Raw genomic sequence first — 14,386 nt, forward strand, 5'->3', positions numbered from 1 at the left:
CCCAAATCACTTAGATTCATTATACCCGAATCGAAAAGTGGAACACAAGAAAAAACAACCACCCGGAAAAGTCATTTTCCAGAATAAAAAAGAGCACCTATCAGAATGAATTGGCGGGAATCTGACAGACTATAGGGTAACTTGCCGAAAAGGAGGTGGCCCGCATGTCTGTGTGGCAGAGGCTAAAGTACAAGAAAGAGACTCAGAAGCTCTCTTCTCCCAAGGCCACGTCTGGCTCTTCCTTCGCTGACAATCGGCGGTTAACCGCCAATCTAGAAGAGACGCTTGCTTACATGAGGCAGACATTTGGAGACACCGACGACTTCAAGATTCGTCGGTTTGATGTGTTTGGCCGCTTTCCGGCAGCACTACTCTACTTGGAGCACCTTACGAATCAACGGGAAATGAAAGAAGACATCCTGCGTCCGCTCCTCCAAAAAAACGGTACGCAGGATGAAAACGGAATTGTTGATAAAAATGAATTGCTCACCATGATCACAAATGACATCCTGATCGGAGGGAACGTATCTACCCAACATGAGATTCGCTCCCTGGTCGAGCAGGTTTTGTCCGGTCAAGTCGTGATTATCATCGACGGATTCGATAGAGCAATCATTTCGGGTTCCAGCAAAGTCGAGCACCGTGCTATCAGTCAGCCCGAAACGGAGCAAGTGATCCGCGGTTCCCGGGAAGGCTTTATCGAAAGCCTTGGCGTGAATCTTGCCCTCCTGCGAAACCGGCTTCCTTCCGTGGATTTGCTCGTCAAAACCGTTCAGATCGGTCGAAGGACAAAGACGAAAGTGGCAGTCTGTTATCTGCGGGATGTGTGCAATCCTGCACTCGCTAAAGAGGTGATAGACAGACTGCAGCGAATTGACATCGACGGCGTGATCGATTCCGGCTATTTGGAACAGTTCATCGAAGATCACCATTTTTCACCTTTCCCGCAAATACAAAATACGGAGCGACCGGACAAATGTGTGGCCAACTTGCTGGAAGGCAGAGTGATTATTCTCGTCGACGGCTGCCCTTTTGCCTTGATAGCCCCAGCTGTGTTCAGCCAATTTTATCAATCTGTCGATGACTATTCCGAACGGTTCGTGCTATCCAGCTTTGTCCGGCTATCGCGCCTGGTAGCCCTTCTGTTTTCCTTAATTTTTCCATCTTTATATGTTTCTGTTATTTCTTTCAATCCCGAGTTGATCCCGACCGAGTTCGCCGTTGCTGTTGCCGGTGGTCGCGCAGGGGTCCCTTTTCCGTCCCTCGTAGAAGTGCTGATCATGGAAATCTCCATGGAAGTTTTGCGGGAAGCGACGATCAGGCTGCCTCAGCAGGTCGGAGGCGCACTGTCGATCGTCGGAGTGCTTGTGATCGGACAAGCTGCCGTATCAGCAGGGTTTGCCAGCCCGATTACCGTCGTTGTTATCGCTCTTACTACCATCGGGTCGTTTGCCACACCAGCATATGACATGGCTCTGGCCCTGCGACTTCTTCGTTTTCCGCTGATTATCCTGGGGGGAATCTTTGGGCTTTATGGGGTCATGGTTGGCTTGATTCTGATCGTAAACCACATGCTTTCTCTGCGGTCTTTTGGGATACCTTACATGAGTCCTCTCGTGCCTGGGCAATGGCAGGGAATGAAGGATACGGCAGTGCGTGGTCCCTTTTGGCTTTCCCGCAAGCGTCCTGAACTCTTGCACCCTCGTGATCCCAATCGGACAGGGACAAAATCCCAGGTAATCGAGCCCAGACCACATAATACGCTTGATCCGGTTTCTGTCGGAAATAGGAGGTGGGAGGATTCGGATGGAGACTCCACGTGAAATTACGTTTTTGCAGGCTGCAGCCGTGTTGATCAGCACCATCATCGGAGTCGGGGTTCTTTCCTTGCCGGTCATCGCCGTAAAAGCGGTAGATACCGGCGCCCCGCTCCTTACCTTTATCGGAACCATGATCGCCCTTTTTTCCTTGGGTATCCTGGCGGCGTTGGGGAAACGCTTTCCCCGCAAATCGATCATTCACTATAGCGAAGACATTCTCGGTGTCTGGATAGGCAGGATCGGGAGTGTCGCGATTATCTTCTTTTTTGCCGTCTTATCTGCTCTGACAGCCCGAGAATTCGGAGAAGTCGTCGTTACTGCTGTGCTCAGAAATACTCCATTGGAGGTCACTGTCATTGTCATGCTTGCCTTAGCGGCGATCTCTTGCCGAAACGACCTGAGCACATTCTCTTACATCCATCTTTTCTACCTGCCTTTTATTCTGGCTCCGGGACTATTAATTGTCGCTTTGTCTCTGCAAAACGCTGAGTTGATTAATTTGCAGCCCATCGCCCCGATTCACAAAGGCCAGTGGTTTTACGGCAGCTTGACCATTGCAGCCCTGTTTCAAGGTTCATTTATCGTTACCATGATTATTCCATCCATGCGCCATCCGGCGAAAACATCGATCGCCTGTGTGCTGGCGATTATCGTCTCAGGCGGTCTCTACCTCTTGATCGTGATTGCCAGCGTGGCGATCTTTGGAGCCGAGGAGACAAAGATGCTCATTTGGCCCACCCTTGAACTGGCCAGAATGACCTCTCTCCCGGCCAATGTCCTGGAGCGGTTGGATATTTTGTTTCTCGCTGTTTGGGTAACGGGTGTATTTACGACTCTGTTTTCCACCTACTACTTTACGATCCATTCGCTGAGCAATCTGCTTCGCCTCAGAGATCACAAGATGTTTTCGCTGTTTCTGTTGCCGGTCATCTTCGTGCTGGCCATGGTCCCGCAAAATGTTATGGATACCTACCGATTTATCCTTACAATCGGTCTGTGCGGCCTCATCATCACCATCGGTTACCCCGCAGTCCTGTTGATTATCGCGATTTTGCGCAAGAAAAGGGAGGATCAACATGATCGGGAACACGCACAAAAAACACCTTAATATCGTTTTGATACTCGCTCTGCTCCTGCCTTTTCTGACAGGATGTTGGGACAGAACCGAGATCGAGACGAGAGCCAACATTCTCGGAATCGCCATTGACGTATCCGAAGATAACCAACAGATGCATGAATCCGAAGTAAACCATATGACCGGTATCTTCCCGGAGCCGAACAAAAAGCTGATCCAGATTACGGCACAAATTGCTGTACCGGGAAGAATTCCTCTCGGGCCGGAAAGCGGAAGCAACGGTTCGCAAAAGCCGGTCTGGCTCGTCAGCACCGTCGGTCATACATTGGATGACGCGATCCTGAACCTCCAGCAAGAAATTGCGGATCGACTTTTTTTCGGTCATTTGCGAGTCATTATCGTCAGCAATGAAGTTGCCCGCAAAGGTCTTGGCGATCTTAACGATTATTTGCGCCGAAATCCTGAAGTACGCCGTACTGCATGGATGATCATCTCCAATGGCAGAGCCTCAAAGGTCATGGAGAGCTCACCGCAACTGGAACGCATCCCTACGCTCTATCTTTCGGCCATGATGGAAAACGCCGTTTCTCTGGGCAAGTTTCCACGAGCGTTCCTCGGCCTATTTTGGAGCGCCTCTTCCAAATTGGGCCAAGAACCGTTTTTGCCAGTCGTTGAAGTAAAACGGCATGAAAACACCGAAATCTCGGGGATGGCATATTTTCAAGGAGATCGGATGGTCGGGGTTCTCCAGCCTTTAGAAATTGGGTTTTATATGGCAGTGATGGGAATCAAACAAGGAGGCTATTCCGCTTTTACTCCTGTCCCCGGCCAACCGGGAAGCGTATTGGTCCGCTCCCGCTCTCGCGACGCGCAAATTGACGCCGTACTGGATCATGGACAGCCAAAGATCAAGCTCTTTATCCACGTGGAAGCTGATATCGTTGAAAAGACAAAAAATACCCGGTCTTTGAATCAGCCAGGCCTGTTAAAAGACATCTCTGCCGAAGTATCGGACCGTGGCAAAAACACCATTAAAAATATTCTTGCCATGACCCAAAAGAACGGATCAGATATATTCGGCTTTGGAGAGCACGTTCGGGCCAAGCTCCCCGATTACTGGAATACCCACATCAAAACGAAAGAAAACTGGCGGAAGAAATTTAAGGAGTTGGATGTGGAGATCAACTTTACGACCACAATACGCCGCGTCGGAATGAGGCTGGGTTAGGAGGTCAATACATGAGTTTCTCCCTGCATCTCGGGTACATCTACTATGCAGTGTTTCTGGCGATAGCTACCGGCATATTCGTCCTTCTGATCGACTCCGAGACTTACCGGGCGGCAAACATGAAGAGAGAACGACGAGCCGCAAAGCTCCTCGGCTGGATCAACATCAGTCTGGGAGTGCTGGTTCTTTTCCTTCACTGGATGTTCAGTCCCTTGCTGGTCTGAGAACAGAAGCGAAACAGCAAAACGGGAGCCTTGGAGCGGCTCCCGTTTTTGGTTCGCTGTTTATCCCAACAGCGAATGGACAAACGCTTTTTCTTCTTCGGTCAAATCGACCAATGGCAACCGAACGCCACCGGTCTGTACTCCGAGCTTCTCCAGGGCCGCTTTGACCGGTCCTGGGCTGGGATAGGCAAACAAGCCTTCAAATACAGGCAGGAGTTTGCGATGAATAGCCGCTGCCTGTGCATGCTCTCCACGGAAAAACGCGGACATCATCTCGGACATTTGTGCACCTACCACGTGGCTGGCCACGCTGACGATGCCTACGCCCCCGATAGACAGTACCGGAAGTGTCAACCCGTCATCCCCGCTGTACAGCTCAAACCCTTCCGGCGCATGCTCAATGATGGATGCCATTTGAGACAGGTTGCCGGATGCTTCTTTCACGCAAACCACATTGGGCAGCTGCGCGAGCCGGAGAGTAGTCTCTGCTGTCATGTTTACACTCGTACGGCCGGGAACATTGTACAGCATGACTGGCAGCTTGGTAGACTCGGCAAGAGCCTTGAAGTGCTGATATATTCCTTCCTGGGAAGGACGGCTGTAATACGGAGTGACGAGCATGACTGCGTCAACGCCGATCTTTTCAACCTCTTTCGTAAACTCGATGCTCGCCGCCGTATTGTTGCTGCCTGTACCGGCAATAATATGGCATTTCCCTTTTGCATAGGACACGACATGCTTGAACAAATCCAGCTTTTCCCTGGCGGACAGCGTCGGCGACTCGCCCGTTGTCCCGCTTACTACTACCGCATCCGTCCCGGTGGCCAGCAAATGATCAATAAGACGCTCGGTTTGTTCATAATCGATTTCCAGTTGTTGATTGAAAGGAGTTACCATCGCGGTAACCAATCGGCCAAAACGTGCCACTGCCCCCAACTCCTCTGTCTATTCTCACATGTATAATGTCATAGCTGCTATAAGTGTCCGGTATGCAGTTGGAATTGATGGTGCAGGGCGCGAACGGCCCGTACCATGTCTTCCTCGTGCACCAGAACCCAAATGGTCGTATGGGAGTCAGCAGACTGCAGAATGGGAATGTCCTCGTGCGTCAAAGCTTCCACAATCTGAGCCATGACACCGGGAACGCCCGTCATCCCCGCACCGATTACAGAGACCTTTGCGCAATGCGGCAATAACTGAGGCTCGTATCCCATATCCGTCAAGATGCGGGAAGCCTTTTCTCCCATTTCATCATGGACCGTATACGCGACACCCAACGGATTCACGTTGATGAAGTCGACACTGATGTCATTCTTGGCCATCGCCTTGAATACCTGCAGCTGCGTATCGTAACGGCCATCCTTGTTGGCGACTTTGATTTGCGTAATATTCGGGACATGCGCGATCCCCATGACCAGCCGATCATGTACAGTGTACCCCATTCGACCAATCTCCAAAAGGTTGGTAACCAGTGTACCTGGATCATCCGAAAAAGTGGATCGGACACGAATGGGGACATTTGCCTGCATGGCAATCTCGACAGCACGCGGATGGATAACCTTCGCCCCCAGATGTGCCATGTTGCAGATTTCCGAATACGTAACCGTCGCCAGCGGCTGGGCCTCATCCACAATCCGTGGATCAGCCGTCATGATTCCGTTCACATCAGTGAAAATGTCTACCATTTCGGCATGGAGCGCGACGCCTAGAGCTGTTGCCGTCGTGTCGCTTCCTCCTCGGCCGAGCGTCGTAATTTCCCAATCCGGCGTCCGTCCCTGAAAACCGGGAACGATAACCACTTTCCCGGCTTCCAGCTCCTGCAAGATTCGCTTTGGTTCAATCGTCTCGATCTGCGCATTAGTAAAATCATCGCTGGTGACAATATTCGCCTGCCCGCCTGTCAAAATCGTCGCGTGTATTCCCTCGGCATTCAGCATGCTGCACATGACCGTTGCCGAGATGATTTCACCCGTGTGCATCAACAGATCCGTCTCTCTTTTGGGCAAACCGTTCCCGTTGCTGCGAATGAGCTGCAGCAATGTGTCAGTCGCGTAGGGATCGCCCTTGCGCCCCATCGCTGACACGACAACGACGAGGGCATAGCCTTCGTCGATTGCTCTTTTTATATGCGTAATAGCCCTGATCCGGCAATCTTCTGTTGTCAGTGAAGATCCACCGAATTTCTGGACGAGAATTTTCACAAACCTCTCCCCTATGCTCGTGCTTTGATGAGTTCTTCAGCGATTTGTACTGTATTCCAAGCAGCACCCTTGAGCAGGTTGTCGGACACAATCCACATGTGCAGTCCTCTTGGATGATGAAGGTCGCGGCGTACGCGTCCTACAAACACATCCAGTTTGCCTGCCGCATCCGTAGCCAAAGGATAGCGCTGCTCTTCCGGTACATCGGTCAATACGACGCCGGGAGCTTTTTCCAGCAGCGATTTTACTTCTGCCAGATCGTAATCCTCTTTCAGCTCTACATAGACAGCTTCGCTGTGTCCATATACAACCGGGATGCGAACGCAGGTAGCAGATACGAGCACATTGTCGTCCCCGAAGATTTTCTTTGTCTCGTTCACCATTTTCATTTCTTCATACGTAAATCCGTTTTCCGTAAACACGTCGATTTGCGGAATAGCGTTGAACGCGATCTGATGATGAACAGGCAGTTTCCCTACCGGAAGCACCTTGCACTCCGGTTCTTTGCCGTCCAAAACGTCACGGGACTGCGTCAACAGCTCTTGAATGGCAGACGCGCCCGCTCCGGAGACTGCCTGATAAGTAGAGACGATGATCCGATCTATTCCATAGCGATCATAAAGGGGTTTCAAAGCGGCTACCATTTGAATTGTCGAGCAATTCGGGTTGGCAATGATCCCCTTGTGGGCAAGAGCGGCATCCATGTTCACTTCCGGAACGACCAGCGGGACTTCCGGGTCCATCCGGTAAGCGCTTGTGTTGTCGATTACGACTGCGCCGTGGCGCACAGCGTGAGGAGCCAGCTCCTTGCTGATCGCTCCGCCTGCGCTGAACAGGGCATAATCAACTCCAGCAAAGCTGTCCGGTGTCGCTTCTTCCAGAACGATCTCTTGTCCCTTGAACATGACCGTTTTGCCTGCCGAACGGCTGGAAGCAAGCAGCTTCAACTGCTTAATTGGGAAATTCCGCTCTTCTAAAATTTTGATCATCTGCTGCCCGACTGCGCCGGTTGCACCGACCACAGCAACGTTGTAGGTCAGTTGGTTCGCCATCTTCTACTCTCCTCCTAATCGCGCTCAAACAGTACTGGTTTTAGTATTGGTATCTTTCTATCAACAAGGGTTGCAATTGTCGGCCTTCTAACGCAGCCTCACACGTTTCCAAAATAAGTTCCATACGAGCTACCAGCGAGGTAGGTTTTTTGTCAGGAGCATCCTGTCCGAAAGGCACAAAATAGACGTTTTTCGCCGCCAGAAGCTTTGCAATATTGGCTGCGTTCAAACCCAATCCGTCATTGGTCGAGATCGCTATTACAACTGGCCGCAAGTTTCGCATCGTAGCCTTGGCTGCCATAAGCACGGGGCTGTCCGTGATGGCATTTGCCAGGCGGCTGGTCGTGTTGCCCGTGCATGGAGCAATCACCATTACATCCAGCAGCTTGGATGGACCGAGCGGCTCCGCCTCCGGGATCGTTGTGATCAGCTTTTCCCCGGTTATGTCCACAAGCTGCTTTTGCCAGCTCTCGGATGTGCCGAAACGGGTGTCAGTGGTAAGGAGCGTATTCGTAACAATGGGAACGACACGGGCGCCCGCGTCCACAAGCCGCTTGATTTGCGGCATGGTTTCCTCAAACGTGCAGTGTGAGCCAGACAGTCCAAAACCGATCGTCTTTCCCTGAAGTTTACCCATGCTGATTCCCCCTGGTGATCGTTTGCTCCCCGATAAGACGCGACAAGGTTTGGGCTAAAATCTGTCCGGCTGTTTTGGGTGCGACGATACCGGGTAATCCGGGTGCAAGCAAAGCCTTGATTCCCCGTCTTTCGGCATAGCGAAAATCAGTCCCCCCCGGTTTGGAAGCGAGGTCAAGAATAAATGCCGTTTGCGGCATTTGGGCGATGATTTCCGCTGTCAGTACAAGCTTCGGGATCGTATTGAAAATAAAATCGGCATTGTTCACCTGCTGTTTCAATTCGCTCATATGAAAGGGCGTCAGCCCCATTTCAAAAATACGTGCTATGTGTTCCTGACGTCTTGCCCCTACACGAACTCTGGCTCCCAGCGAATGCAGCGCACGCGCCATGGACATGCCTGTCCGTCCCAAACCAAGCACGATGGACTGCGAACCGTGTATCGTGATGTCTGTATGCTGGATGGCCATCATCAAGGCTCCCTCTACGGTCGGGATCGAATTGTAAATGGCCACATCATCACGATCCAGAAGTTCCACCAGCTCAATTTGCTGGGCGGCAAGCAGTTGCTTCAAATATGTCTTTGCCATACCCGTGTAGACAATGCAGTGCTTTTGAAGACTCGCTACATGCTCATCCAATAGCTGCAGCGGCTTAGAGCAGAATATGCTTTCCACATAGCCGTTGTCATCCGACCCGACGATGGGAAGAATCAAGGCGTCAACGTCTTTCAACACATCGCATGTTAATGGTCTTTTGGTTGCCCCGGTGAAGATGCTTTCCAGGTTGTCAAAGCCAATCAGCGTGACACTGGCATCCAGTTGAATGCAACGCTTGATCACTTCCAACTGGCGTGCGTCGCCGCCGATAAAGGCAACGTGTTTGCCCGTTAGCATGCTGCGTTCCCCTTTCCACACATTTTACTGCATTAAACGATCGAAACGCAAAGGTTTTTCCGTGTGAAAAAGATAACGGAAAGCGTTACGTCTACCCCATCCTATTCGGCCGTATCCGGTTCGGTGACTAAAGCGCCTATTTTTCCAAAGCTTGTGACTGATTTTTATTTACCTGAATAATCACCATATCCGGCCCGATTTTGACGATGGCGTCCCAGGGAATGACCATGTCGTCGCGCTTCTTTCCGAAACCAAAAAAGCTTCCACCCGGTACGATAATCGCGTGGATGCTTCCTGTCTCGGTATTGATCTCCAGGTCAGAGTCGCCGATCACGCCCAATCGCTCCCCATTGTCCAACCCGATGATTTCCTTGCCGCTCATCTCGCTTAAACGCATGCACTCCATCCCCCTTATTTTGAACCGCCTCTCATGCCAGTTCTTATGAAGTGGCCGCTTCCTTTACGGACCCGCCATTCCGGGGCTCGTCAAGGTTATTCGTTTCTACTTTTATACGAAAAAAAATCCGGTCTATGCCGGATTTTTTCACAGGAGAATATCGCTTCTAACGTTGTCGGGGAAACCGTCCAATGGACTTACCATGGCCATGGCCAGCTTGGAGCGGAACAGCTGTCTAGCGACTGAAAGGACGGACTCATGCGAAACACGGTCGATCTTCGCGACAATCTCATCCAGACTGAGATGACGCCCGAGCAGCAATTCGTTTTTGCCGAGGCGGCTCATCCGGCTGTTTGTGCTTTCCAGGCTGAGCATCAAGCTGCCCTTCAACTGCTCCTTGCCCTTTTTCAGTTCTTTCTCGGTAATTCCATGTTCGGTAACATCGCGAAGCACATTGGCGACAATATCGAAAACCTGCCCAACCTGCTCCGGTGCGGTTCCCGTATAAATGGTGAATGTACCTGCCTCTTTGAAAGATGAATGATACGAGTACACCGAGTAAGCCAGGCCGCGTTCCTCACGAATTTCTTGAAACAGCCTGGAGCTCATGCTGCCGCCGAGCACGTTATTCAACAAGATCAGTGAATAGGTATCCTCATGGCCTACCTGAAAGCCTGGCAGGGAAATGCACAAATGTGCCTGTTCCGTTGCTTTATGGTGGGCAATCGAGCGTCCCTGGAACTCCGGCGTCCGTACCTCTTGCATCCTTGCATTTCGCTGCAGGGAAGAAAATCTGCGCTTGATATCCTCAATCAATGCTTCGTCAAAATTTCCGGCCACCGTCACGACGGTATTGGAAGGGAGGTAATGACCATCAATGTAATCGAGCAAATTCTCTCTTTTCAAAGAGCGCAGCACATCTTCCGTCCCGAGAATCGAATATCCTAGCGAATGGTCCCCGTAGCTTGCCCTTGCAATCAAATCGTGGACCAGGTCGTCTGGAGTATCCTCGTACATGCTGATTTCCTCGATGACCACATTTTTTTCCTTCTCCAGCTCTTCTGGATCAAATACGGAGTTAAAATACATATCCGTCAATACATCCAGGGCGATCGGCGCATGCTGATCGAGGATGCGCGCATAGTAACACGTGTACTCCTTGGAGGTGAAGGCGTTTACATTCCCTCCGATTTCATCAAACGTTTCCGCAATTTCCTTTGCTGAACGGTTCGTCGTTCCTTTGAAGAACATATGTTCAAGAAAATGCGAGATTCCGTTATCCCGTTCCGTCTCAAACTTGGAACCGGTTCCGACCCATACACCCAAAGCCACTGAACGTACGGATGGGATTTTCTCCGTAATGATGCGGAGCCCGTTCTCACATGTATATCGTTGTATCACATAAACCCTCCTCGGTTGCTATTCCATCCTTTGCTCGTTTGATTGCTTGCAAACAAGTTTTACTATAACAAAATTCGCCTATTCTCACAATAAAGGGGGTGTCATCGCAGCCGCTTACTGGAAATTACTTCTGAAACCGGCATCGGCATCAGGCCTTTTTTCTTGGCGTCCTGGATCATTTTATCCAATCCTGCAGCTGTAGGTGCCGTTGGGTGCATCAGAATCAGAACACCGTTGCCCAGCTTGGCCTCGATGCGACTGACCATCTCGCCCACTGGCGGCTTTCTCCAATCGACCGTATCTGCCGTCCACAAAATGGTCTTCATCTGAAACTCGTTGTGAGCAATGTTGACCACCGATTGATTAAAGGAACCGGAAGGAGGTGCAAACAAGACCGGTTTTATTCCCAGCGTCTTTTGAATCACTTCCTGGGTTTTTGAGATTTCCTGCCTCATCCGCTCCACGCCGATTTTTGCCATATCCGGATGAGAATAGGCGTGGTTGCCGATCTCGTGGCCGCGCTCTGCAATTTTTTTGGCCAGCTCCGGGTACCGCTTCACCCAGGAGCCATCCAGGAAAAAAGTCGTTTTCACGCCGTGTTTGTCCAACGTATCCAAAATCGTATCCAAATATTCATTGCCCCAAGCAACATTGATCATAAAAGAAACAGCGGGTTTTTGCGGATTTCCGCGATAAATCGGATGGGCTCCCAGCTGTTCCAGCGAGATGGCGGGAGGGATTTCTTCGAAGACAAGCGCTCCGGGGCCTGCTGTCTGCGCGGTCTTCAGCTTTTCGAGGGAGGCTTCCACGTTCACAGCCAATCCGTTATATCCCGGAATGGCACGCCACACCCGGTCGACCTTCGCATTGATCGGCGCCTCCTCCCTCCCCTGCTTCCACTCGTCGATTTTCTTCCGAAGCTCATCCTCCTGCCCACCCGCAATCGGCTTGTCGGCCGTTATCGATTTGATTTTTACCGTTTCTATATAGCGATCGATCGGTCTGTAATTCAGGGTCAGTGCGAGCAATACGGCGCAGCCTACCGTAAACAGGATCCGAAATGTCACTGCTTTGTTCATCCACATGCCCCTCCCGGCTTTCACACGTACAAGTCCTTCTTTGTCCAATGTATGAGGAGAGCCGGGAAGATAGAAGGAAAAAGAAAAAGCTTCCGTACGCGAAGAGTCCTTCGAGTGACGAAGCCTTTGTCTGCGAAAAACGTCATGACGTTTTTCTGGGAAACGGTTAACCCGTTATTCTGCTTGTACTGGTGCGTTTTGCGCCGCTTGCTCTTTCAGAACAGCTTTGCGGGACAGGTTGATACGGCCTTGGTCGTCGATCTCGGTGACCTTTACCATCACTTTATCGCCAACGGATACGACATCTTCTGTCTTCGCTACGCGCTCTTCAGCCAGCTGGGAAATGTGGCAGAGCCCTTCTTTTCCAGCGAACAGCTCGATGAATGCACCGTATTTTTCCACGCGCTTCACAGTTCCCAGGTATGTTTGTCCGAGGGCTACCTCGCGCACGAGATCTTCGATGATCTGTTTTGCCCGCAGGTTTGCGTCGTGGTCCACCGATGCAATAAAGATGCGGCCATCCTGTTCAATATCGATTTTGACCCCGGTCTCATCGATGATCTTGTTGATGATACGGCCTTGAGGTCCGATGACATCGCGGATCTTGTCCGGATTGATTTGCATCGTGAGAATCTTAGGCGCATAGGGAGACAGCGTCTTGCGCGGCTCGGAAATCGTGCTGAGCATATGCTTGAGAATGGTCAAACGGCCTTCTCTTGCCTGTTCCAGCGCTTGCTCCAGAATTTCACGGTTGATGCCGGCGATCTTGATGTCCATCTGAATCGCAGTAACCCCTGTTTCGGTACCTGCGACTTTGAAATCCATATCGCCCAGATGGTCTTCCATCCCTTGGATGTCTGTCAGAATAGAGAAGGTTTTTCCGTCTTCGCCCATGATCAGACCCATGGCAATTCCGGCTACAGGTGCCTTGATCGGCACACCGGCATCCATTAAAGCAAGTACGCTGGCGCAAATCGAGGCCTGCGAGGTGGAACCGTTCGATTCAATTACTTCCGATACAAGTCGGATTGTATACGGGAACTCGGTTTCGGATGGGATGATCGGCTCAATTGCGCGTTCACCCAACGCACCGTGACCAATCTCGCGGCGGCCTGGAGGACGAAGCGGACGTGCTTCCCCTACGCTGTACGGCGGGAAATTGTAGTGATGCATAAAGCGTTTAGACTCTTCCAGCCCAAGGCCATCCAGGATTTGCACGTCGCCCAACGCGCCGAGGGTGCAGACACTGAGAGCCTGGGTTTGACCGCGCGTAAACAGTCCGGAACCGTGTGTACGCGGCAAGATGTTCGTCTCGCTGGACAGCGGACGAATTTCGTTCAGAGCTCGTCCATCGGGGCGAATTTTTTCTTCGGTGATCAAGCGGCGTACCTCTTCCTTGACGATGTTGTAGAGAACCTCGTCGATGGCCCGCTCTTGCTCCGCATAAGTCTCCGGATTTGCTTCGGCGAAATGCTGCTTGGTCTCCGCTTTGATCGCATCGATGGCGTCGTAACGAGCCTGTTTCTCTTCAATGCGAATCGCTTCTTTCAGACGCGCTTCAGCGTATTCCCGAACAGCCTGATTGACCTGCGGGTCTACCTCATGAAGCACCACAACCATTTTTTCCTTGCCGATCTCAGCTACGATCTTGTTCTGGAACTCTACCAGCTTCCGGATCATATCGTGACCGGTCATGATCGCTTCCAGCATGACTGATTCAGGAACCTGATCTGCTCCTGCTTCCACCATGTTGATCGCATCATACGTTCCTGCTACCACCAGGTGAATGTCGCTCTTCTCCATCTGTTCAACAGTAGGGTTAACGACGAGCTTTCCATCTACACGCCCTACGATCACGCCGGCAATCGGCCCGTTGAAAGGAATCTCGGAAACGCAGAGGGCGGCAGACGTTCCGATCATGGCTGCGATCTCAGGAGAGCAGTCCTGATCCACCGACAGTACGGTGTTTACCACTTGGACGTCGTTGCGGAATCCTTCAGGGAACAGCGGACGGATCGGACGGTCGATCAGACGGCTGGCCAAAATAGCCTTCTCGCTCGGGCGTCCTTCCCGTTTAATAAACCCTCCGGGGATTTTTCCGACAGCGTATAGACGCTCCTCATAGTTGACAGTCAATGGAAAGAAGTCAAGCGGCTTCGGCTCTTTGGAAACCGTAACGGCAGAAAGAATAGCCGTATCGCCGTATCGAACCAAGACCGAACCTTGCGCCTGCTTTGCCATTTTGCCAAATTCCAGCGTCAGTTTGCGGCCTGCCAGTTCAAACTCGTATGTACGGAATTGTTGCTCCATGTTGCTAGCAGTCCTCCTTTACCTCATTGTGCACGATACACAATCATTTTCTACCTGTATGTATTAT

Annotated in this window: 13 protein-coding genes; 4 read left to right on the plus strand and 9 right to left on the minus strand. The window is 51.3% G+C overall.

The genetic code is table 11. From position 1 onward, the window contains the following. Positions 1-164 precede the first annotated feature (164 nt). The 4 genes from NST96_RS15710 to NST96_RS15725 are packed head-to-tail and all read left to right on the plus strand — an operon-like array spanning position 165 to position 4,347. Positions 165-1,823, plus strand: coding sequence for a spore germination protein (locus NST96_RS15710; RefSeq protein WP_003385820.1), 1,659 nt, complete (start codon positions 165-167; stop codon positions 1,821-1,823). Further along, positions 1,807-2,928 (plus strand): endospore germination permease, encoded by a 1,122-nt coding sequence (locus NST96_RS15715; protein WP_003385821.1) that lies wholly within the window; start codon positions 1,807-1,809, stop codon positions 2,926-2,928. Before NST96_RS15710 ends, NST96_RS15715 begins: the two co-directional genes overlap by 17 nt. Further along, positions 2,897-4,123, plus strand: a complete 1,227-nt coding sequence (locus NST96_RS15720) for a Ger(x)C family spore germination protein (protein ID WP_003385822.1) — start codon at positions 2,897-2,899, stop codon at positions 4,121-4,123. Before NST96_RS15715 ends, NST96_RS15720 begins: the two co-directional genes overlap by 32 nt. A gap of 11 nt (positions 4,124-4,134) precedes the next feature. Continuing rightward, positions 4,135-4,347, plus strand: a complete 213-nt coding sequence (locus NST96_RS15725; RefSeq protein ID WP_342404171.1) for a CLC_0170 family protein — start codon at positions 4,135-4,137, stop codon at positions 4,345-4,347. A gap of 60 nt (positions 4,348-4,407) precedes the next feature. Here NST96_RS15725 and dapA read toward each other — a convergent pair whose 3' ends face one another. The 9 genes from dapA to pnp all read right to left on the minus strand — a co-directional run bounded on the left by dapA (position 4,408) and on the right by pnp (position 14,319). Beyond that, positions 4,408-5,274 (minus strand): 4-hydroxy-tetrahydrodipicolinate synthase, encoded by an 867-nt coding sequence (gene dapA / locus NST96_RS15730; RefSeq protein WP_003385825.1) that lies wholly within the window; start codon positions 5,272-5,274, stop codon positions 4,408-4,410. 47 nt (positions 5,275-5,321) lie between these two features. Further along, entirely contained in the window at positions 5,322-6,548 is a 1,227-nt protein-coding gene (dapG, locus tag NST96_RS15735; RefSeq protein WP_003385826.1) for an aspartate kinase, read from the minus strand. An 11-nt stretch (positions 6,549-6,559) separates the two neighbouring features. Next, positions 6,560-7,600, minus strand: coding sequence for an aspartate-semialdehyde dehydrogenase (locus NST96_RS15740; RefSeq protein WP_003385827.1), 1,041 nt, complete (start codon positions 7,598-7,600; stop codon positions 6,560-6,562). Between the two features lie 40 nt (positions 7,601-7,640). Further along, positions 7,641-8,237 (minus strand): dipicolinate synthase subunit B, encoded by a 597-nt coding sequence (locus NST96_RS15745; RefSeq protein WP_003385828.1) that lies wholly within the window; start codon positions 8,235-8,237, stop codon positions 7,641-7,643. Then, entirely contained in the window at positions 8,230-9,132 is a 903-nt protein-coding gene (dpsA, locus tag NST96_RS15750; protein ID WP_024983827.1) for a dipicolinate synthase subunit DpsA, read from the minus strand. The genes NST96_RS15745 and dpsA overlap by 8 nt, the downstream gene beginning before the upstream one ends. Before the next feature lie 136 nt (positions 9,133-9,268). Further along, positions 9,269-9,529 carry a YlmC/YmxH family sporulation protein gene (locus tag NST96_RS15755; protein ID WP_003385830.1) on the minus strand — a complete coding sequence of 87 codons (261 nt, stop codon included), beginning with the start codon at positions 9,527-9,529 and terminating at the stop codon, positions 9,269-9,271. Between the two features lie 147 nt (positions 9,530-9,676). After that, positions 9,677-10,930, minus strand: coding sequence for a pitrilysin family protein (locus NST96_RS15760; protein ID WP_003385831.1), 1,254 nt, complete (start codon positions 10,928-10,930; stop codon positions 9,677-9,679). 101 nt (positions 10,931-11,031) lie between these two features. Next, a complete protein-coding gene (locus tag NST96_RS15765; RefSeq protein WP_003385832.1) occupies positions 11,032-12,009 on the minus strand; it encodes a polysaccharide deacetylase family protein in 978 nt (325 codons plus the stop codon). A 174-nt stretch (positions 12,010-12,183) separates the two neighbouring features. Then, the gene (gene pnp / locus NST96_RS15770) at positions 12,184-14,319 is read right to left on the minus strand and encodes a polyribonucleotide nucleotidyltransferase (protein WP_003385833.1); all 2,136 of its coding nucleotides are present in this window, start codon (positions 14,317-14,319) and stop codon (positions 12,184-12,186) included. Positions 14,320-14,386 lie beyond the last annotated feature (67 nt).

Origin of the sequence: Brevibacillus sp. FSL K6-2834 (assembly GCF_038592925.1) — a bacterium.
Lineage (GTDB): Bacteria > Bacillota > Bacilli > Brevibacillales > Brevibacillaceae > Brevibacillus > Brevibacillus borstelensis.

Excerpts from the sequence above, each read along its gene's own strand:
- NST96_RS15710 (WP_003385820.1), top strand. The coding sequence starts at position 165 with ATGTCTGTGTGGCAGAGGCTAAAGTACAAGAAAGAGACTCAGAAGCTC.
- NST96_RS15715 (WP_003385821.1), top strand. The coding sequence starts at position 1,807 with ATGGAGACTCCACGTGAAATTACGTTTTTGCAGGCTGCAGCCGTGTTG.
- NST96_RS15720 (WP_003385822.1), top strand. The coding sequence starts at position 2,897 with ATGATCGGGAACACGCACAAAAAACACCTTAATATCGTTTTGATACTC.
- NST96_RS15725 (WP_342404171.1), top strand. The coding sequence starts at position 4,135 with ATGAGTTTCTCCCTGCATCTCGGGTACATCTACTATGCAGTGTTTCTG.
- NST96_RS15740 (WP_003385827.1), bottom strand. The coding sequence starts at position 7,600 with ATGGCGAACCAACTGACCTACAACGTTGCTGTGGTCGGTGCAACCGGC.
- NST96_RS15745 (WP_003385828.1), bottom strand. The coding sequence starts at position 8,237 with ATGGGTAAACTTCAGGGAAAGACGATCGGTTTTGGACTGTCTGGCTCA.
- dpsA (WP_024983827.1), bottom strand. The coding sequence starts at position 9,132 with ATGCTAACGGGCAAACACGTTGCCTTTATCGGCGGCGACGCACGCCAG.
- NST96_RS15755 (WP_003385830.1), bottom strand. The coding sequence starts at position 9,529 with ATGCGTTTAAGCGAGATGAGCGGCAAGGAAATCATCGGGTTGGACAAT.
- NST96_RS15765 (WP_003385832.1), bottom strand. The coding sequence starts at position 12,009 with ATGAACAAAGCAGTGACATTTCGGATCCTGTTTACGGTAGGCTGCGCC.
- pnp (WP_003385833.1), bottom strand. The coding sequence starts at position 14,319 with ATGGAGCAACAATTCCGTACATACGAGTTTGAACTGGCAGGCCGCAAA.